Source organism: Marinoscillum furvescens DSM 4134, from assembly GCF_003386095.1.
GTDB classification, from domain to species: Bacteria; Bacteroidota; Bacteroidia; order Cytophagales; family Cyclobacteriaceae; genus Marinoscillum; species Marinoscillum furvescens.
This window is the reverse complement of the sequence record NZ_QREG01000002.1, coordinates 2,724-24,054: the sequence shown is the minus strand read 5'-3', so window position 1 is coordinate 24,054 and position 21,331 is coordinate 2,724. Positions and strand designations below refer to the sequence as shown.

Annotated in this window: 14 protein-coding genes; 13 read left to right on the top strand and 1 reads right to left on the bottom strand. The window is 47.6% G+C overall.

Going from position 1 to position 21,331, the window contains the following annotated elements:
- The first annotated feature begins 10 nt into the window (after positions 1-10).
- From C7460_RS02695 to C7460_RS02640, 12 genes are all read left to right on the top strand, one after another.
- A complete protein-coding gene (locus tag C7460_RS02695; protein ID WP_147302834.1) occupies positions 11-1,711 on the top strand; it encodes an IPT/TIG domain-containing protein in 1,701 nt (566 codons plus the stop codon).
- 113 nt (positions 1,712-1,824) lie between these two features.
- The gene (locus C7460_RS02690; protein ID WP_170147857.1) at positions 1,825-4,839 is read left to right on the top strand and encodes an RICIN domain-containing protein; all 3,015 of its coding nucleotides are present in this window, start codon (positions 1,825-1,827) and stop codon (positions 4,837-4,839) included.
- Between the two features lie 182 nt (positions 4,840-5,021).
- Positions 5,022-7,679: a hypothetical protein gene (locus C7460_RS02685; protein ID WP_147302833.1), complete on the top strand. Its 2,658-nt coding sequence runs from the start codon at positions 5,022-5,024 to the stop codon at positions 7,677-7,679.
- Positions 7,680-7,695: 16 nt separating this feature from the next.
- Entirely contained in the window at positions 7,696-9,165 is a 1,470-nt protein-coding gene (locus tag C7460_RS02680) for a sulfatase-like hydrolase/transferase (protein WP_115866538.1), read from the top strand.
- Entirely contained in the window at positions 9,138-10,676 is a 1,539-nt protein-coding gene (locus C7460_RS02675; RefSeq protein ID WP_221409431.1) for a glycosyl hydrolase family 28 protein, read from the top strand. The genes C7460_RS02680 and C7460_RS02675 overlap by 28 nt, the downstream gene beginning before the upstream one ends.
- A 24-nt stretch (positions 10,677-10,700) precedes the next feature.
- A complete protein-coding gene (locus C7460_RS02670; RefSeq protein WP_115866536.1) occupies positions 10,701-12,140 on the top strand; it encodes a sulfatase-like hydrolase/transferase in 1,440 nt (479 codons plus the stop codon).
- Positions 12,141-12,157: 17 nt separating this feature from the next.
- Complete coding sequence (locus C7460_RS02665; protein ID WP_115866764.1) at positions 12,158-13,720, top strand: hypothetical protein; 1,563 nt, start codon at positions 12,158-12,160, stop codon at positions 13,718-13,720.
- Between the two features lie 18 nt (positions 13,721-13,738).
- On the top strand, positions 13,739-14,527 hold the full coding sequence (locus C7460_RS02660; RefSeq protein ID WP_115866535.1) for a DUF6250 domain-containing protein: 789 nt from the start codon (positions 13,739-13,741) through the stop codon (positions 14,525-14,527).
- Positions 14,528-14,554: 27 nt separating this feature from the next.
- The gene (locus tag C7460_RS02655; RefSeq protein ID WP_115866534.1) at positions 14,555-17,194 is read left to right on the top strand and encodes a glycoside hydrolase family 31 protein; all 2,640 of its coding nucleotides are present in this window, start codon (positions 14,555-14,557) and stop codon (positions 17,192-17,194) included.
- Positions 17,195-17,735: 541 nt separating this feature from the next.
- Positions 17,736-18,044, top strand: a complete 309-nt coding sequence (locus C7460_RS02650) for an energy transducer TonB (protein WP_115866533.1) — start codon at positions 17,736-17,738, stop codon at positions 18,042-18,044.
- 420 nt (positions 18,045-18,464) lie between these two features.
- Positions 18,465-19,358 (top strand): hypothetical protein, encoded by an 894-nt coding sequence (locus C7460_RS02645; protein WP_115866532.1) that lies wholly within the window; start codon positions 18,465-18,467, stop codon positions 19,356-19,358.
- 80 nt (positions 19,359-19,438) lie between these two features.
- Complete coding sequence (locus C7460_RS02640) at positions 19,439-19,990, top strand: transposase (RefSeq protein ID WP_115866531.1); 552 nt, start codon at positions 19,439-19,441, stop codon at positions 19,988-19,990.
- 95 nt (positions 19,991-20,085) lie between these two features.
- Here C7460_RS02640 and C7460_RS02635 read toward each other — a convergent pair whose 3' ends face one another.
- The gene (locus tag C7460_RS02635) at positions 20,086-20,646 is read right to left on the bottom strand and encodes a hypothetical protein (protein WP_115866530.1); all 561 of its coding nucleotides are present in this window, start codon (positions 20,644-20,646) and stop codon (positions 20,086-20,088) included.
- A gap of 271 nt (positions 20,647-20,917) precedes the next feature.
- On the opposite strand from C7460_RS02635, the gene C7460_RS02630 reads away from it, so the two are divergent.
- Positions 20,918-21,331: transposase (locus C7460_RS02630; RefSeq protein ID WP_115866529.1), on the top strand; the 414-nt coding region annotated here is incomplete at its 3' end.

Here is a 21,331-nt window from a genome sequence, read left to right as displayed (position 1 = left end):
AGGAAAAAACATGAAGAACATTTCAATAAAGAATATGGTAACCGGCATCTTTATGGTGCTGGTTGCAGGAATATACGTTGGGTGTGGGTTTGAGCCTGAAATGCCCAAAGTACGCGAGTATCCAGAAATAGCTATTGCTGACTTTTCACCAAAATCAGGTAAGCCAAATACACTGGTGACGATCACTGGTTCCAATTTTGGTGATTTTGATAAAGCAGCTACCGTAACCTTTGGTGGAGTAGAGGCCACAGGGATCGAAAGCATTGCTGATGAGGAGATTCAGGTGCGAGTGCCTCAGGGTGCAGTATCTGGAGAAGTTAAAGTTAAGGTGTGGACGCACGAAAAGTCTTTCGGCGAAGATGCTTTCACGGTGTTGCCTAGCGCAGCTATTGATTCTATCTCACCAGAATCGGGTGCTCCGGGTGGAACAATGACCATTTATGGCCAAAACTTTGGTACGGTAAAAGAAGACGTTTCAGTGGAGTTTACCGGAATCGATGCACCTGTAAGTGCTACGGTACTTACTGTAGCAGACACAAAAATCGAAGTGGAGATTCCAGTGGGCGGTATCACAGGTGCCATTACGCTTAATGTGGAGCCTGAAACCATTGCAGGACCTACGTTTACGTATCCATTTGTTGGAGTAGATGAGGGATTTTCTTCTGATGATGGAAACTGGAAACCTCAGCAAGGTGGAACGGCCACCGTGGCTGACGGCCGTCTGACGGTTGCTTTTGCCGATGGTACCAAATCGTCTACACTACAGTCTGAAAGCTATGTAGCTATCGCTGCAAGTTCATTCCCTTACCTGGCCATTCGTATGACCAGATTAGGTGATTTTGATTTGTCTTTGGTTTCAGAGTTTGGAGTATTTGGTGGCGATGTAAATCAGTACACTGGTATACTTCATGGCAACGTATTCTACTGGGACCTCACTACGGCAGGTTTTGTGGATGACAGTGGAAATACGACTACCATGTCTATGGACGATCCTACATTCTTCGAGAGCCTTGGCTTCAAAATAGAAAACAGATCTAACGAGACGGAGTATAGCGTAGACTACATCATCTCTGCCGAAACCATGGAACTGCTCGAAGAGCACGTAGAAAACAATCTGGATGCTGGTGAACACTATTACGAGTTTGACCTGGAAACAACTGATCCGCTATTGTTGGATTGGACAGATCACCAGTCGGACGGTGAAGTGCAGGAAGATGGTAAAGTGATCATCACCAAACCTGCAGGAACCAATAGAGCAGGCTTTTATCACATGTTCCGCTATACCAGTCCTGGTACCAACGGTGCTCAGCCTGGAGATCCTGGATACCGTGAGCCATGGGTATATAGCCCTGAGTATCCGATCTATGCAATCCGTCTGGTAGACAAGCCTGAATCAGGAGTGTTCCGCAGATACTTTAGAGACGTAAAAGGTGAAAACGGTGGACACCAAATCCGAGATACGGGAGAGGAAACAGCTAATTATCTGGACGATGGCAAGATTCTTTACTGGGATTGCTCGAGCCCGGCACATGGTGAGTACGCTGACCCTGCTGACTTCAATGAAGATGGCCTGATCGTGTGGGATAGCTTTGGCTTCCAGTGGAATACGCTTCCTCAAGAAGATATCGATAGAGAAATCGTTTGGGGAGCCGATTGGGTGAGAACATTCAAAACAGTAGAAGACCTCAAAGCCTTCGCTGAAAATCACTAAGATTGGTTAGTGAGTTTTAATAACTGAATTGCAAAAAAGGGTGAGGTGTATAGACTTCACCCTTTTTTGGTGTTTAGTACGAGTTTAAAGATTTGGAATTGAAAATGGAGAATATGAAGCGATTGTACGGATTGATTATTTACACGGCATTGATGCTGGTGGGACTGGGAGCCACCGCTCAGGTTACGGTAAATTCGCTGGAAGAACTGCAGCCCTATCTAAAGGAAAGCAATACACACGTAAAAATGGCACCCGGTACCTATACCATTACGGTAGAAGATATCGAAAACGACAAGTATACGTCTACCACACATGTTGGTGGAGCGCATGTAAAAGTGTTGTTATTGTTTCAGGGCAACAACAGTACTTATGATTTTACAGACGTTACCCTCAAAATCCAAACTGGAGTATTCAAAGCATTTGGCGGTTATGAAGTGCGGGAAATACAGGTAATAGGCAATGACAATGTCTTGAAAAACCTGACCATGATCGATGATGGCTCGGTAGATGATGCTCCGGCCAAGCGAGCTCAAAACATTTGTTTGGATGGCGCACGAAACCGCATCGAAGGTTTTCATGTAACCATCAAAGGGTCTTACCCATATGGCTATGGTGATGTTTTCGGTAAAGGCGGAAAATCAGTGATCGGTCACCGCAAACACAGTGCATGCCTGGTGCGAGGGGAGTCCAATCACGTGAAAAACTGTACGTTTATTCACAAATCCTACGGACACTGTATCTTCATGCAGGCTGCTAGCAACCCGATCATTGAAGGCTGCTACGTGGAAGGTGAAGTGAGATCTACAGATGACATGTTGCTGGAAGAAGGCACAGGTTCCCCAGCTGACAAAGTGGACTTTATGACGGTATGGGGCTATCGCTTGCCAGCGGGCTATATGCTGAGTCTTGGCGAGGCGGGCATCCGTGCTTACAATGCCGGCCGTACCATCATAGATAGTGTAGAATACCAAAGAGGGACATCAAACCCCACGGTAAAAAACTGTACGATCAAATACATGCGAACAGGCGTAACACTAGCGCATGCTTCCGGTACCAAATATGTAGATGGGTGTACGGCTATTGCCTGTGAAAACGGCTTTTCGATAGGAAGTGGCACGGTGACCAACTGTAGTGCAGACGTGGTATATGGTCCTGTTTACAAAAGCACTTACGACTCAGACAAAAATTACAATGCTGAGATTACCATTCTGCCGCCTAGTGAAGAATATTACAATGGTGCAGGTGTAGTGGCGTACGTCGGTGGTAGTGGTCACAACCTGGTGTTTAAAGGCAATCCGGAAGACGCCAACCCAGATCTAAAAATACAATTTGGTGGGTTTTTGAAAAACATCCGACTGCTGGAGGGAAGCAACCCTTCGCAAAACAACCATTCACCTACCAATGTGACAATCCAAAACCTTACCGGCTACCCGGTGGAGCTTACCAGTGATAGTGACAACATATCCGGGCAGTCTTGTGGTACCATCACAGACAATGGACAAAACAATTCAGTAAAACTGGTTTCCTGTGACACAGCCTGCATCAACGAAGTAGGTGTGGAGCTACCCACTCTGGCCACCTCAGGCATCAACTACCAACTCTATCAGGGCGACTGGAGCACGCTGCCTGACCTTCAGGATGAGGAGCCTGTGGCTTCAGGTCTTGTAGCGGACTTGTCACACTCTGCAGCAGACAGCATGGCGGCTTTTGCTGTGGTGTTCAATGGCTATGTGCATGCACCAGCCACAGGTCGTTATACCTTTTACATCAACTCCGATGATGCTGCAGCACTCACCATAGGAGACGAAGAAGTGATCCTGAGTGAAAGTGCAAGTTCTTTGGCTGAAGTTTCGGGTGAAATATGCCTGGAAGCAGGCTACCATCAGCTGGAAGTGGTACAAGTACAAAAAAATGGTGATGCTACCTTCGAAGTGTCTTATGAAAGCAACGCTCTTGCCAAAACAGCACTGACCGTTTATGGAATCCCATTTGAGGACATCCCAAACCTTGCCTATATGCGCGAAACGGCACAATCTTCTACAGCGCACGGTGGTGTGTCATCGCGGGCAGTAGACGGCAATACAGACGGAGCGTACTCGAAAAACTCAGTGACGCACACCAGTGATCAGCGCAATGCCTGGTGGAAAGTCTACTTAGATAAAGATTACACTCTGGGGCAAATCAAAATATACAACCGTACGGATGCCTGCTGTGCTGATCGCCTGGCTAATTTCAATGTGAGTATCATGAAAGCAAACGGCGAAATTACCTTTAGCCAAAACATAGAAGCACTGGACGGGGCTTCGCTCACACTGGATGCACAGGGGAGCAAAGGAAGCTTGGTAAAAGTAGAGCTCAACGAATCCGGACAGCTGACATTGGCAGAAGTAGAAGTGTTTGCTGGAGAAGCTCCCAGTGATGGGGGTGCTTATCAGATGGTGAAGCGCAGTGCTAAGTTTTATGCCATAGATGGTGGGTCATATGACGCTTCGGCTGGATTCTCCGTACAGCTTCACAAGGTTTCCAATCATGAAAATCGTACCTGGATAGAACTGCCCAGACCAGGAGGCTATTACGCTTACCAAAAAGCAAACACCAACCTGTGCCTGGATGGAGGCACAGGAACAGAAAGCGGTACAGACCTTACTCTGGAGCCATGTAGTGAGGAAGCTCCAGGTCAGCAGTGGGTGAAAATGGTGCGAGGTGATGACTATTACACGCTATTGCGCAAAGACTCTGAGCTAGTCATCGATGCAGGTGATGGCCGACTGAATGGGGACAATGTATACCTGGACTACCTGAACCTTGCCAGCGAAAACCAACAATGGAGGTTTGATAACGCAGACACCACAGATTTGGAGTCAGATTTTATTATCTTAAATACCAGTGCACTGTCCGTGCAGGTATATCCCAATCCTGTGGTGGGTACGCTGACCATCGATCAGTCGTCAGCCACTTTGAGCTCATGGAAAATTCAAAACCTGGGCGGAAAAGTTCTCCTGGAAAAACCACTTCCACAGCATAGCAAGCAGGTCGCTATTGACCTGTCATGGTTAGCTCCGGGAGTCTACATGATTACTTTGCAAGGACCGGAAACCATGGAGAGCTTCAAAGTGATTAAGAAATAGCTTAGCTTAACCGGTATTTATCAATACCTGTGAATATAGTGCGCCTGGCAATGTGTGGGTAGTCAGTTGGTGAGTCAGCGATATGAATCATAATTCATCCTTCGCGAATCATAATTGATATACATTGCCAGGCGCTTATTCGATATTGCGATCATAAATTTTCCCAACGATTGATAGAATATATGACTCGAATTTTTTGCCTGTTAGTAGTAATGCTGGGCAGCATTTCGCTCACAGCCCAATCCAATACGAATCACCCGGTACTCTATACCAGTACAGAAAACCGGGAGGAGTTGATCGAAAAAATACAAAACGAATCTTGGGCCAGGCAGAGCTGGGAGGCCCTACTGGAAGAAATCAACCCCCACGTAGACAGACATCAGTCAGATCCTGAATGGATCGTATCGCGGCTTGCCATGTACTGGAAAGATGGTGAACGCTACACCCAGTGCTACATCGCCGGGCAGGATTGGGACTATGGCGAGGGTAACGCTCCCGTGCCCACGGTACGGCTACCGGGCATGCGCAAGTGGAACGACTACTACAATGGGCCGCTCGAAGACCGCACCCCATACAATGAAACGGGAGACATGTGGGGCGTAAGCCGATCATCCGGAGACCCTACACCAGTGCTGGTGCCTTACAAGGAATCCGGTCACATGATCCGCCAAAACAACATGGAGATATTGAAGCTGGCAGAAAAAGCAGCCTTTGCCTACTTCATCACGAAGGAAGAAAAATATGCCAAATTCTCTTCTGATATCCTTTGGACCTGGCTGCTGGGCACCTACTACATGGAGCCACCGCTAGATCCTTCAGAGTCTACCAAAGGTCCTGGAGGCTATGCCCCAGGTGGCATTATGGGCTACTATGATTATGAAGTCATCCACGATGATCGTCAGGAGCCGGCAGCCAAGGCCTACGACTTTTTGCATGATTACATGAATGCCAATCCGCATGCCCATTTGCAGCAGTTGGACATGTCTGCCACGGACCTGGCAGGTACTGTATTTAAACGATTTATCGAAATAGGACTGGTGCGCGGTGGTGCCAAAGGCAACTGGAACGTCAACCGCTACCGACACATCATCCCGAGCATTCTCGTACTGGAGTCCAATGACTATTATGAAGATGGTAAAGGGCGCGAACACTACATTCCTTACTACACCGAGATTTCGCGCAAGCACCATGCGGCCCTCCCTAAAATCATCGAAAACTACGACAAAGACACGGGGCTTTGGCCCGAATCACCGGGCTATGCTTCGGGTATGATTGGTGCCTTGCTGGAGATGGCTATGCCGCTCTACCGCGCTGGGGTTAACACTATCGGTGACAATCCCATGATCCAAAAAGCAGCCATGGCCAATCTGGGCTGGCTGGATGCGCGAGGCAATCTGGTGGTGTTTGGCGATATGCGTGGAGGTCCTCTGGACTTTGAAGTGTTTGAGCGTTTGCTTACCTACTACCGATGGGAAGGGAATGACGCAGATGCCGCAAAGATTGAAGCAGTGATCAATAAGGGCATCCGCTCTGGTCAGTACGATCGCAACGAAGCAAGCTGGGAAGATCTCATTCTCAACCAATCTTTACAAACTGATAACAGCACACTGCCCTACAACAGAGCTGCATACTCACCCTTTCATCGTCACCTCATCATGCGCAATGGCAATGATGAGAATAATGGCATGATGTTTACCCTCTATGGAGGCATGAAAGGAAGCCACCTCTCCGCCAATGGGCTTGCCTGGCAGTTTTACGGCAAAGGCTGGGCACTCGCTCCTGATGGTGCCGGATATGAGTCTTACTGGACACCAGACATGCACTACTATAGCGGTCCCGTAGCCAGCAATACCATCGTTCAGGGTTATGCCAAAGGGGAGATTACCATCAACGCCATGGACCCGGAAGTGCCTAAAGGACAGTTTTACAACGATGTGGTGATTAACGAAAACTGCTCGTTTGCCGATGTTTCTGCAGATGAAAAACGTAGGTTGATTGCCATGATTCGCACATCGCCTTCTTCTGGCTATTATGTGGACATATTCCGGTCAGATCTCGAAGAAAACGACTACCTGCACCACAACCTGGGAGATGAAATGGTGCTGATGGATGAAACCGGGCAGCCGCTGCAATTGGCCGACGCGGATATTGCCAACCCTCCACACGATGCGTATTCGTTCTTCGAAAACATTCGTGCTACAGCGCATCAGGGGGACTTTCAGGCTATCTGGACCATCAACAAGGTGAGCCCAGCACTGAACTCCTATATGTGGATGGCTGGCCAAAAAGGGCGTACCCTCTACCAGATGGAGGCACCGCATACCACGCTACGTCACGACGTAACGCCCGGGCAGGTCAACAAAGCACCGCAGACCACACCTACCTTGCTGGTAAGACAGACGGACAACAATGGCGCTGAAAATCCTTTTGTAGCGGTATTTGAAGCCTATGAGGGTAAGGAGAAATCGGTAGAATCCATAGAAAAACTAAACCTGCATGACGATCTCGTAAGCCTTCGGGTAAAATCGGGTAACTCAACGCAGCTGATCTACAACGCTACTGAGGATGCTGTCTTTAAGACAGGCAAGTCCGGTGAATTTCAGGGCGTATTTGGAGTGATTTCACTAAAAGGGGAGGACCTGGAGTATTTGTATCTGGGCCATGGCCAAAAACTCAAGCATGACAAAGTGAGCCTGGAAGCGGTATCAGGAAGCGTAAGTGCCTCTCTGCGTTTTGAAGGAGATCAGGTATACTACAGCGCCGACCAGCCTGTAATCATTCGATTGAAAAAAGGAAAAGCGAAAACCTATCCTGCAGGAAATGATGTGCTCCTCGATTAATACGATAAAGATGCTAATGATACGATTGAAAGGAATTCTGTTTCAGGTAGTATTACTGGCGGTGGCCATGCTCGGCACCAGCTGCCAGGAAGAGGCCAGGCGTCCAAACTTTCTTTTTGTACTGGTGGATGACCAATCGCCGTATGATTTGCAGGTATACAATGCCAAATCCATTTTGGAAACCCCAGTGATCGACAGACTGGCTCGTGAAGGAATGGTGTTTGAAAGTGCACGACACATGGGGAGTATGAACGGAGCAGTGTGCACACCATCACGGCACATGATCATGACCGGGCGCACCCTTTGGCACCTGCCACCTAGTGCGGAGTTTCAAAAGCAAACGGACTTCCATCCGCTGGACACTATGAGCATGCCCGCTATTTTCAACCGGGCGGGCTACAGTACCATGCGTACCTGCAAGGCCAACAACTCGTATCCGGGAGCCAACCGCCAGTTTTCGATCATCAAAGACAAAACCAAACGCGGTGGTACAGCTGAGACAGGCAGTGCCTGGCATGCCGAGCAGGTGCTGGACTATTTAGGCCAGCGAGCGTCTGCTCAGCAAAAAGATCCGTTTTTTATTTATTTGGGATTTTCACACCCACATGATCCACGGAATGGTACACCGGAGCTACTGGAGAAATATGGCGCTACCAATGAGGTGACCAAAGACACGGTGCCGCCGCTCCATCCAAAGCAGCCTGCGATACCAGAAAACTACTTGTCGGCGCATCCTTTTCACCACGGACACCCCAACCTGCGAGATGAAGACCGGGTAAAAGGGGTTTGGAAGCGCAGAGACGAAAACACCATTCGCAATGAGCTGGGACGGGAGTTTGCGTGCTCAGAAAACATTGACATTCAGCTGGGAAGGGTACTGGATCGGCTGGAAGCCATGGGCGAGCTGGACAATACCTACATCATCTATACGTCAGACCATGGCATGGCCATCGGGAGGCATGGCCTTCAGGGCAAGCAAAACCTGTATGAGCACACGTGGCGGGTGCCTTTTATCGTAAAGGGCCCGGGCGTACAGGCTGGCAAGCGGGTGGCGGGCAACATCTACCTGCTAGATGTGCTGCCTACGCTATGTGAGCTGGCGGGCATTCGTGTGCCGGAGACCGTAGAGGGCCAGAGCTTCAAGCCGGTGCTGACCGGTGAGCAGCAAGTCATTCGTGACGTGCAGTATGCCGTGTACTGCGGTGGTACCAAGCCGGGCATGCGCACCGTGCGAAAAGGGGACTGGAAGCTCATCAAATACGATGTGCTGGACGGTGCAGTGCAGGAAACGCAGCTGTTTAACTTGGCTGAAAATCCGCTGGAGTATCTTCCAGAACACCAGAAAGAAGAAGAGTTGCTCACAGACCTGGCCGAAAATCCGAAATATGCAAATCAGCTGGCCGAGATGGAGGCTTTGCTACTGGAGCAAATGAAACTGCACGACGATCCCTACAGACTTTGGAACCAAACACAGGCAAAAAACTGATGCAAAAAGCGATGAACAAAACCATGTGCGTATTGACGGCAGTGATGCTATTAATGGTGGCATGTACGCCAAAAGCTGCAGAGCAAAAAGTGGTAAAAGTCTACCCCGCGCCAGAAGGAATTGAGCAGTCTACGGCCTATGCCGTAACGGCTAATGGGCAAGTGGTACCCGTATACCAAACCAAAATACCACCGAAAAGCCCGATCCCACGGCTCAATCACTCGCGATCCGAATTTGGCTTTGCTTCTTATGCGTCGTTTGATATGAATGGAAAAGTAATGGTAACGGTCACCTATCCGGAGCAAGTTCAGGAAGTGAAAGTGTTGCCTACATCCTATGGTATTGTGCCTGAGGTAGAGGGAAAGCAAATTACACTTACGCTGGAAAAGCCACGTCAACTGACCATAGAAGTAAATGGTGACTGGCACGAATCGCTCCATATTTTCGCCAATCCATTCGAGGAGAACATCCCGAATCCTGACGATCCGAATGTGGTGTATTTCGGACCGGGTGTACATGATGTGACGCATGTGGCAGTGGAAGATGGTACTACGGTTTATATTGCCGGGGGTGCCTACCTGCGCTGTGGTACAGCTACCGATGAACAGGAGCTGGAGCATTTGATCGGCCAAAACCAACGTCCGCCTACCTTTTTGCTGGAAGGCAAAAACATCACCGTGAGAGGTCGTGGTATCATTGATCAATCGGGGATCCACAAGAAAAAGCGGCGCTATACCATTTTTGCTCAGCACACTCAAAACCTGAAAATTGAAGGCGTAACAATCGTAGATCCCAGCCACTGGACCATCCCGATCCAGGCATCAGAAGACATTCATGTAGACAATGTGAAAATCATCGGCTGGCGTGGAAACTCTGACGGAGTAGATCTCTCCAATAGCCGCAATGCTTTGGTGGAAAACTGCTTTATGCGAACGCTGGACGATGCGGTGGTGATCAAGTCTTTTGACGGCAAAGGAGCCGTGCGCAACATCCACACCCGTAAATGTGTGGTGTGGAACGAGTTGGCACATGCGTTTAGCATCGGTGCGGAAATTCACGAAGATGTGACCAACGTACGCTTCGAGGACTGTGACGTGATCCACGATGTGGGGCGCGAAACGGCGCTGCGGGTTTATCATTGCGATGATGCCATGATCCGGGATGTGTATTTTGAAAACATCCGGGTAGAAGAAGCGCGCAGACTGATATCTTGCTGGATCGGGAAGACCCGCTGGACAGAATCAGTGGAACGGGGAAATGTGCGCAATGTGGTGTTTAAAGATATTTTTGCCACCTCAGCACCGATAGATACCACGCTCACGGGATTTCAGGATGGGCCTGACTGGAAACCCTACATCATCCGTGACCATGCCAGCATGTTGCTCACGGGCTTTGATGCTACGCACACCGTAGAGGGTGTGGTTTTTGATAATGTGGTGCTGGATGGAAAAGTAGTGGAGGCTGATCAGGTGAAGGCCAATGAGTTTGTAAAAAACATTGAATTCAAGTAGAGTAGAAACGACTAAGTAGTGAAAATGAAAATGTTTAGAATAGGAATATTGCTGGTGTGGGCCATGGCATTTGTGGCTTGCCAGGAGGGCAACGAGCAACCCAATATCGTAGTGATACTATGTGATGACCTGGGCTATGGAGACCTGTCATCTTATGGACACCCCGTGATCCAAACGCCCAATCTGGATCAGCTGGCTGAAGAAGGAATGAAATTTACCAGCTTTTACTCAGCAGCACCGGTGTGTTCTCCGTCCAGAGCAGGACTTCTTACGGGCAGGAGCCCAAATCGTGCGGGGATTTATGACTTTATACCCGGACCAAAGAAAACCGAAAACCTAAGGTACATGGTGCACCTGCAGGCTCATGAAGAAACGATCCCGGCAAGGCTGAAATCCGTAGGCTATGCCACGTGTCTTTCCGGGAAGTGGCACTGCAGCTCGTATTTCAATCAACCTGAAAAGCAACCGACACCCGATCACTTTGGCTTTGACCACTGGTTTGCCACGCACAACAACGCCGCACCCAGCCACGAAAACCCTAAGAACTTTGTGCGGAATGGCGAAGATGTAGGGGAGATCGAAGGCTACAGCTGCCAGATTGTGGTAGATGAGGCACTCAGCTGGCTACAGCAGCAAAAGAAAGAGCAACCATTTTACCTTCAGGTTACTTTTCATGAGCCACACGAGCCAGTAGCTTCTCCGCAGGATCTGGTAGACAAATACCGTCCACAGGCCAGCACACTGGAAGAAGCGGAATACTTCGCCAATGTAGAAAATGTAGACCTGGCCGTAGGCCGTTTGGTGGATTACCTCAAAGCGCAGCATGGAGGCAACACCCTGATTGTGTTTACTTCCGACAATGGTCCGGAAACGCTCATGCGCTATCACAGGGCCAAGCGATCCTACGGCTCGCCGGGAGACTTGCGTGGCATGAAGCTTTGGACGTACGAGGCGGGCTTTCGTGTGCCGGGCATCATCAGCTGGCTAGGAAAATCGTTACCGAAAGGTACCTCAGAAGCGGTGGTGTCATCGCTGGACTTCATGCCTACCTTCTGTGAGTTGGCGGGTGCCGAGCTGCCCAGCCGCACGCTGGATGGTGAGTCTATTGTACCGCTATTAGAGGCTAAAGATTACAACCGCGAAAAGCCTTTGGTGTGGGCTTTTTACAATGCCCTCAACGAGCATCGGGTGGCCATGCGTGATGGTGACTGGAAAATCCTCGCTCGCCTGAAGACGGACACGAGCTACTTGCAGCGCTATACCAACGTGTACCCCGGAAACATCAATACCATCAAAGAAGCAGATTTGGTGGATTTTGAGCTGTATAAACTCACCGCCGACATCAGCGAAAGCGAAAATCTGGCTAATAAAAACCCGGAAAAACTGACGGCCATGAAGCAGCTACTGATAAGTGAATATGATGCCCTGCTAGCGGGAAGTCATGTATGGACTGAAAACGAATGAACAAAAGAAAGCGAAGCATGAAGCGCTATTGGATACAAAAAATGGTTTTGGCCGTGGGAGTGATGGCCTGCAGCACCCCTGCGGTTGGGCAAGACTGGGTGATCGCTACACAAACCGAGTGGCAGGAGCAGGCGGCCAACACCACTAACCTGACTTTTGAAAACGGTGCGGCGGTGCCTACAGCCCGGAAGGCTACTTACACCAGCAGGCTCAAGCGGTTTGCTACGAAGCGGGCTGCCAGCGAAATCGTGGTGGAGCAGTCGCCCGTATGGCAAAACTGGCAGCCGGTGGCCAACATCGGGCCCTCCAACCTGGGAGATGCGCCCATCATGCTGCGCACCAAAGCAGGCGACTACTGGATGTTTGGGCGCTACCAATTTCCAAAAGGAAAGAAAAAGGAAGACTTTGAAGGTAAGCCAGTCACCCTCGAAGGGTATGACGTGCCGCTCAAAACCACGCCTTTTCCGGAGCAGTACGATGCGCCGGGCGGGCTCAATCCTTCGCTGGGAGGCTACCACGCGTGGCAGAGCAAAGACCTGAAAACCTGGGTGCACCATGGCCCCGTATCGGAATATGCTTCACGCTGGATGACCTCTGCAGAGTATGTAGACGGCAAGTTTTACCTCTACTATGACTTTCCCAATGATCAGGATCCACACCTCTACATCGATGAGGACCTGACCGATGGAAAGCCTGGCGAAAACATCGGTATGGCTTTTTGGGATCCCTCTCACGGTTCTGACTGTGCCATCATCCGGGATATGCAAGGCAAGTTTCATCTTATATTGGAAGACTGGTCACCCATCGATGCGTCCAAAAACGGGTGGGATTCTCCACTGGCCATGCATGCGGTGGGCACCAAAGGGTATGGCGATTTCGAGATTCTGGACCCTCCCGTGGACGAGCGCACCACACCTACGGGTGAGTTTGCCGAATATCCACACCCGCACTGGCACGCAGAGGCGCCGGATCGCTTTCCCGCCAGGGAAGCTAAAGAGGATGTCCCTCAGCATAGGATTAAAAAGGGCCAGAAGCGCGCTTTTGGAAAGTATGAAATACACGAGCCCGCTCAGCATGCTTTCGGCGACTGGGCGGCTATCTCCATCGGAGGGCAGTATTATTTGTTTGGGGATATTGATCCGGCAGAGGGGCATGGCAACAAGGACATGAGCGTGGCATGGTTTACCTCATCGGATATCAACGAGCCTTTTACCTTTTGTGGAAACATCGGTCAGGGGCATCCCGATCCGGATATCATGTTCGCAGAAGGCCAGTTTTACCTGGCCACACAGCAAAGCCTGGATTTTGTGAGCCCGGGACCATGGGTGGAAAATGTAGACATCCGCGTAGGCATAGATACGGATAACGACGGGCTGGCTGACTACTGGTCGGCGTGGAAACCTGTGAAAGAATCCTACGATTACGTAGAGGGTTTTTCGAAGCAAGTAGCCAAAACACCCGCCCGCCTGGACCTAAGCAACCTGCCCGAAGGCTACGGATTCCAGTTTGAAGTAATGATCACGGATGCTACCGAAAACGATTCCAAACCCATCATAGAAAAAATCACTTTATCGTTTTAGTCAAAACCAAAAAAAGCAATGACACCTTATTCAACGCTGAGAACAAAATTTTGTACACTGACTGTGAGCCTGGTAGCCCTTTTTGCCATAGGCTGCCAAGAGCAAAAAGAGGCACGGATCATCCAGCTTACGGATGACCTGAAAGTGAAAGCGGAGCTGATTCATAGTGACGATTTTTCGGAAGGCATCTCCAACTGGAAAGTGGAGCAAATGCCCAAAGGGAGCGTGTACCATAAGGATGGAAAACTGGAGGTAAATGACTGGCGTGGGTGTACGGTGTGGTTTAAAGAAAAGCTGGAGGGGCCCATCATGATCGAATACGATGCGGTGGTGCTTCAGGATACTACCAAGAGCGAGGAAGAAGACGGTATCTATGACCGGGCATCGGATCTCAACTGCTTTTGGATGGCTACTGATAGCGAAAACCCGGACAACCTTTTTGCCAACTCCGAAAGCCGGTCTGGGAAGTTTACCAATTACAATTCGCTGAGCTTGTACTACACGGGCATGGGTGGGCACTTCAATACCAAGACCCGCTTTAGAAGGTACTCTGGTAATGGCGAAAAGCCGCTGCTCCCGGAACATGACCTTTCTGATCCTAAATACCTGATCACCCCAAACCAGCTCAAGCAAATTCGCCTGGTGGCCTACGATGGTGTCATTCAGTACTACCGAAACGGCGAGCTGATCTACGATTATCGTGACCCCAACCCTTATACCGAAGGCCACTTTGGGCTACGAACCGTCCACAACCACATGACCCTGGACAACTTTAAAGTGTACCGTCTGACGAAAGTAGACGAGTAAACATTTATCGAGTTTAACACCATTCACATGAAACCTAACTGGAAAAACCTGTGTGCTGCTGTTGGCATTTGTATGTTGATGGCGCTCAGCGCCTGTGGGCAATCTTACTCACTGAAGTATAATAAGGGCCAAAATGGGCTTACTATTTACCATGACAGCCTCACCATAGAGCTTACCGTGATGAATGAAGCCATCATTCATGTGACTAAAACGCCACAAAGGGGTACTGAGTCCAAGCTGCCCGACTATGTAACGGTGCTGGAGCCACAGGACGTGGCGTGGGAGGTGACCGAATCTGCCGATGCGCTCACCCTGGCTACTTCCAAAATGAAAGTGGTGGTGAACAGCGCTGGGATCATTCGGTATGCGGACGCTGATGGTAATGAGCTGCTCGCCGAAACCCGGGAGCAGACTTACATAGTACCGGGTGCTGAGGGCAATGACGTGTCGCAGGCATTTGTGGCAGGAGAGGAGGCACTGTATGGACTGGGACAGTTTCAGAGCGGCATTATGAACTGGAAAAATGTACCCATTCGCTTGCAGCAGTACAACCAGGAGATCGCGATTCCCTTTTTGGTGTCTACCAAAGGATATGGAATCTATTGGCACAACTACAGCCTGACGGATATCAACGAACCTCAGCATGAGATACAGTTTGCTACCAAAGCAGAAGTAGCTACGGGAGGCGAGGAGCAGGTGGTACCCGAGGGAGGTGAAAAAGAAAATGTGGCAGCCTATGCCAGCAAAGAAGCCGAGAAAAAGAACATCCGCGAAACGACTTTTACACCCGAGAAAACAGGAGAATACACCTTTCTGGCTTTGAGTGACAATGACGGTCGTATGCGTGGGGAGATCATCGTGAGCATAGATGGCGATGAGGTGATCAACTACTCTACCATCTGGATGCCGAGAAGGTATTCGGGTAGGAAATACCTCAAAGGAGGCAAAACCTATAAAGTGGTTTTTCAAAACAGTGGTGCCAGGATTCCCGGCCGGCTTTTTTACAATGAGCCGGATTACAACAAAACCGTCTTTAGCAGTGCTGTGGGCAGCAGCATCGACTATTATTTTATTGCCGGAGAAAACCCTGGTGAGGTTATTGCCCAAAATCACGTGCTGACGGGGCAAACGCCACTGTTTCCCAAGAAAGCTTATGGCTTCTGGCAGTGTAGAGAGCGGTATCACAATCAGGCGGAGCTATTGGAAAATGCCCGCGAAATGCGCAATAGAGAAATCCCTGTAGACTACATCGTACAGGATTGGTTTTACTGGCCCAAGGGCACCAAAGGACCGGAGTGGGATCGCAACAAATACCCGGATGCACAGGCGATGGTCAAAGAAGTGAACGACCTGAACATGAAGCTGATGGTATCCGTTTGGCCAGAGGTGAAAAACAAAGGGCTGGAAGAAAAATATGCGCTCACCAAAATACCGAGCAGCAATTACATCGATATCTATGATGAAGGTGTGGCGGATCGGTTTTACCAGATGCTGAGTGACTCCATGTTTCAGTGGGGGGTAAGCTCCATCTGGCTGGATGGTACCGAGCCGGAAGGTGTGAAAGACGCAAAAGCCATGACAGCAGTGGGGCCATTTGAAGTGGTGCACAACACCTATTCGCTGGAGGTGACCCGTGCGGTATATGAAGGCAGGCGGGCAGAGTTTCCAGAAGAGCGGGTATTTAATCTGACTCGTTCGGCATATGCTGGGCAGCAGCGCTATGGGGCTACGTCCTGGTCGGGCGACACGGAGGCCTCCTGGGAGCAGCTGGAAGAGCAAATAGCCGCCGGCCTCAACTTCACCATGGCGGGCGTACCCTACTGGACGCATGATATCGGTGGGTTTTTTAGAGATTCAAAGTCCATCAACAACCTCTTTGACAGCCAGTATACCAACCCGGAGTTTATTGAGCTGCTCACACGCTGGTTTCAATTTGGCACCTTTAGCCCTATTTTCAGAATCCATGGCTATGTGTCGGAGACCGAAATCTGGCGATACAATGAGGCGTTTGAAAACACCGCACGCAAGTTTATCGACCTGCGCTACCAGCTCATGCCCTACATCTACTCGCAGGCATGGCAGATCACACAAAATGGCCGTCAGCTGATGGCTCCGCTGGCTTACCACTATCCGGACGATCCCAATACCTGGGCTGTCAAAGATCAGTTTTTCTTTGGTGAGTCGCTGCTGGTAGGTGTAGTGACAGAATATCAGGAGCGTGAAAAAGCGCTGTATTTGCCGGCTGGCAGCTGGTACAACTACTGGACTGGCGAGCAGGTATCGGGTGCGCAAAACATTACTGTGGATGCACCTCTGGACGAAACCCCACTTTTTGTGAAAGCGGGCTCCATTGTGCCATTTGGCCCGAAGGTGCAGTATGCCACTCAGAAGACAGACGCACCTACCACACTCAAAATCTATCCGGGAGCGGATGCCACATTTACGCTGTACTATGACGACAACCTGAGCTATGCTTATGAGCAAGGGGCTTTTTCAGAAATAGCGCTTTCGTATGACGAAACTAAAAAAGCGTTGACCATCCAAAAAGGTGCGGGTGACTACCTGGACCTGGCTCAGGCGCCAATGACGTTTGAGGTAGAAATGATCGGAGGCACTACTAAAACGGTAGACTTCCAGGGTGACGCCCTGACTGTGGCATTTGATTAGGAGCTGGTAGGGGGGATGGCTTGGGTCATCCCAAAGTGGAGGTAAACACTCGTGCATTGAGGTCTTACACTCGTACATTAAGGTCTTACACTCGTGCATTAAGGTCTTACACCCGTGCAATTGAGTTTTACACTGGTGCAATTGAGTTTTACACCCATGCAATCGTCTTTTACACTGGTGCAATTGACTTTTACACCCATGCAATTGACTTTTACATCCGTGCAATCGGCTTTTACACCCGTACAATTGACTTTAACACCCGTGCAATTGAGTTTTACACTCGTGCATGGACCCGTCCTAAAATTACTTGACAGGTTTTTACTTAATTCTAATAATGGTTTACAATGATAAATGATAATCCTAATTGCACTTTACCTGGATTACATTAATCCCAGGTGAAGTATACAAGGCCGGGTTTGGTCCTGCTTTGGTTTAATAGTTTAGGTACTTGCAATTGTTCAAAAACCATTACCTTCGAAGGGTACAATAGGTTATAGTGTATAAATGCATTATTATTTGGATGTTATCTGGCATCAGCGCAATGAAAAATTTCATCACTTTACTGATTCTTTTGCTTTCTACGTGTAGCATATATGCACAAGATGAAGATACAACTGAATTGGATAAACTCTTTGTAGAATTAGATTCTCTCTTACCATCAGATACTTTCTCTGTCTCTGAGACATACGTGGAAACCACTCCCCAGTTTCCAGGCGGTCAAGTAGCATTTTACAAATACCTGCTGAAAAACTTAAATTATCCAATTGCCGCTAGAACTGCCGGTATTGAAGGGAAAGTAATTGTATCTTTTGAAATTCTCACTGATGAACTGTTAACGAAAACTCAGTAACTGTTGTAAAGTCATCCAGCGAACTCCTTAACAAAGAGGCTATTCGACTTATAAAGAAATCGCCAACTTGGATTCCTGCAACAATTGCACGAGAAGGTGAAAAACCTAGGCTAATCGAATCAAAAATCTCTGTACCGATACCTTTTCGCTTAGGGAATTAAGGACGACAGATAACATTGGATAGAGACGAATGGCCTTTATACTACTTTCGAGCCATTTTATCTGCAACTTGACCACTAAGTCAGCCCTGGGAAAGGGAGTGTTTATCTGCTGAGTGAGTTACGCAGGATGGGTGACTTTCTGAACGCAGTGCCACTTACACACTTTGGAAGCACCGGCATATTCATTAGTTTTATCGGAACTTGCTAGGCTCGGGGCGCACTCCTGCTAGCTTGGCGTTAGATTTAATTTCTACCACTCATGATGTATAGACCTGAAGAATTTTATCATGGGTTTCAAGTAAGCCATTTTGATTATAAACAGCTGAACAATAGGTTTCTACTCAACTTACCTGATGAAGAAATCAAAAAGCTAATTCAACCTGTTGTAAATGGGTCAAAAGAAGAATTTTTACGGAGTGTCAAGGGCGACATTAGGCTAACTTTCCTATTGTCAATTGAAACTCTTTTTGAATTAATATTTAGCCTTTTGCCCAATGAAAAAAATCAAATCAATGATGCGACGCTAATATATCGACTGGTAGAGAAGAAGCCATATTATGAAGAAATCAGAAAATTCAACAAGAAAGAAAAAAGTAAACTTGATTGGCTTAAAAAAAACATCAACTTCAATAATGGTCGAAAAGCACCTTTCTTGCGTCATATTTTTTATTTCGGCTTATGGAAAGATGAGATAGTTGAGTCCGTTGAGAAAAGCTTACCAGTCATTGAAGATGCTCTAAGAATACTCGCTCAGGAACTGTCAAATAGAGAAGAATTGAACAGTTATAAGCATGGACTAAGGAGCATTCCATTTATGAAAAGTCTGATTCTGGCGGAACCTGAAACTTTTAAAGAAAAGATTAAATTCGACATGGACGATTCTGTCACTATTTACAGCCACAACAAGAAAACTGGTGTCAGAGAATTTTTAACAAAACAGTTTGACCCTGAAAGAGATATGGCTCTAACTCATGTTGCATCTAATTTGATCAACAATATTATACAGCCAAGAAAGACTCTACTCAAAAAAGGAAAACCTGAGGACACTCTTCCTATAATCTTCTTTTTTGATGAAGACTTGAAGAAAGCTAATGAAGCACATGTGCGAATGCAAGATTTTAGATATACGATAACTCCAATTGATGAAAAATAAATCTAACATGCCCTATCCTCCGTTCCCGCCATGCTTTGCATGGTGGTTTAATTGGACAGAGATAGTTATTTTAGGTTCCTATGAGTAGGAATTATAAGTTTCAAAATCCTGAAGGATGGTATTTTGTGAGTTTCGCCACAGTTTATTGGTTGAGCGTTTTTACCAGAAGAATCTACAAAGATTGTATTGTTGAACATTTAAAATTTTGTATTGAAGAAAAAGGAATGGTGCTGGGAGCCTGGATCATTATGAGCAACCATATTCACCTGATATTCTCTGCTAAGGAAAATAACCCGCAAAGGTTGCTTCAAAGCTTTAAAAGCTCAACAGCAAAAGAACTGATTGAACTCATCAAAAGGCATCCGCAAGAAAGTAAAAGGGAAAGATACATTTGGTTTATGGAGTTGGCAGCAAAAAGAAATGCTACAACTCAGAACAAAATGCAGTTCTGGCAGCATCACAACAAGCCTATTGAACTGTGGAGCAATAAAGCGATCCAAAAGAATTTAGACTACTTACATTATAATCCTGTGGAATCTGGAGAGGTAGCAGAGCCGGAGCATTATCTTTATAGTTCAGCGATTGATTATGTTGGAGGAAAGGGAATGCTAGAGGTTAATTTAATGGTGTGAGCCAGTCGCTTACCACCATGCGAAGCATGGCGGTAACAAGGTTACAAGGGGATGTTCGCACTGAAGTTTGTAAAGTGGCAGTTGGCGCATTCGTGCTAGCGACTATTATCGGCTTTCTTTTTCTTAGTTCGTTCTTGGTAGATGTAGATTCCAAATGCAGCCCAGCATGCTATAGTTAGAAAAGCAAAGGAGTTCATATCGCGTGTTCGCTTATACTTCATCCACTCAAATTTGAAGAGTGTCTCTCCGTTCGAGTCAATTCGATATAAGTCTTCAGCTTTCAACATTGAGAACATTGCTTCATCATGGTCTAAATGGTAAATTGTTGCCGTTGTTCCAATTGGCAATTTTTCAAAGAGTTCATCGAACCTGTATTCAAAACGGTCATAGATTCGAAATTCTTCATCACTGTCGGAAAGCTTTATTTTGAGGTTGTGTTCAGTTCTGCTGAATCTTCCAATTGTTTCTTCAGCTGCGATCCAGATATTGGATACGGTCCCAGTTGATTTTTGGAATTCAGAAAGTTCAAGGTTGTTTACGTAGACTAGTCCGAAAAATCGCCATGTGAAAATTGCTCCGAAGATTGGTATTAGAAAGCGAATCAAGAAACTAGTTTTGCCAGTTTCGTTCCATATGTACTTAAGCCACTTGATCATGATTGTACTGGGCAGGGATTGCCGATAACAAATTAGCGTTTAAATCCACGTTAATCCAAGATAGGCTGGAGATTAATTCTTAGGAAGCGGATTAATGTGATTTAAACGAGTGTTGGACGATGCCACAGGTGGCTATGGGCATAGTATTGAATAGAATAGTACCCTCCGTTCCCGCCATGCTTTGCATGGTGGTTTAATTGGACAGAGATTGTTATTTTAGGTTCCTATGAGTAGGAATTATAAGTTTCAAAATCCTGATGGATAGTATTTCGTGAGTTTCGCCACAGTTTTTTGGTTGAGCGTTTTTACCAGAAGAATCTACAAAGATTGTATTGTTGAACATTTAAAATTTTGTATTGAAGCAAAAGGAATGGTGTTGGGAGCCCGGATCATTATGAGCAACCATATTCACCTGATATTCTCTGCTAAGGAAAATAACCCGCAAAGGTTGCTACAAAGCTTTAAAAGCTCAACAGCAAAAGAACTGGTTGAACTCATCAAAAGGCATCCACAAGAAAGTAAAAGGGAAAGATACATTTGGTTTATGGAGTTGGCAGCAAAAAGAAATGCTACAACTCAGAACAAAATGCAGTTCTGGCAGCATCACAACAAGCCTATTGAACTGTGGAGCAATAAAGCGATCCAAAAGAATTTAGACTACTTACATTATAATCCTGTGGAATCC

What these genes read in the sequence shown, in the direction of transcription:
- C7460_RS02685 (WP_147302833.1), top strand. Translation starts at nt 5,022, where the DNA reads ATGACTCGAATTTTTTGCCTGTTAGTAGTAATGCTGGGCAGCATTTCG.
- C7460_RS02645 (WP_115866532.1), top strand. Translation starts at nt 18,465, where the DNA reads ATGATGTATAGACCTGAAGAATTTTATCATGGGTTTCAAGTAAGCCAT.
- C7460_RS02650 (WP_115866533.1), top strand. Translation starts at nt 17,736, where the DNA reads ATGAAAAATTTCATCACTTTACTGATTCTTTTGCTTTCTACGTGTAGC.
- C7460_RS02655 (WP_115866534.1), top strand. Translation starts at nt 14,555, where the DNA reads ATGAAACCTAACTGGAAAAACCTGTGTGCTGCTGTTGGCATTTGTATG.
- C7460_RS02635 (WP_115866530.1), bottom strand. Translation starts at nt 20,646, where the DNA reads ATGATCAAGTGGCTTAAGTACATATGGAACGAAACTGGCAAAACTAGT.
- C7460_RS02690 (WP_170147857.1), top strand. Translation starts at nt 1,825, where the DNA reads ATGAAGCGATTGTACGGATTGATTATTTACACGGCATTGATGCTGGTG.
- C7460_RS02680 (WP_115866538.1), top strand. Translation starts at nt 7,696, where the DNA reads ATGATACGATTGAAAGGAATTCTGTTTCAGGTAGTATTACTGGCGGTG.
- C7460_RS02640 (WP_115866531.1), top strand. Translation starts at nt 19,439, where the DNA reads ATGAGTAGGAATTATAAGTTTCAAAATCCTGAAGGATGGTATTTTGTG.
- C7460_RS02670 (WP_115866536.1), top strand. Translation starts at nt 10,701, where the DNA reads ATGAAAATGTTTAGAATAGGAATATTGCTGGTGTGGGCCATGGCATTT.
- C7460_RS02695 (WP_147302834.1), top strand. Translation starts at nt 11, where the DNA reads ATGAAGAACATTTCAATAAAGAATATGGTAACCGGCATCTTTATGGTG.
- C7460_RS02660 (WP_115866535.1), top strand. Translation starts at nt 13,739, where the DNA reads ATGACACCTTATTCAACGCTGAGAACAAAATTTTGTACACTGACTGTG.
- C7460_RS02665 (WP_115866764.1), top strand. Translation starts at nt 12,158, where the DNA reads ATGAAGCGCTATTGGATACAAAAAATGGTTTTGGCCGTGGGAGTGATG.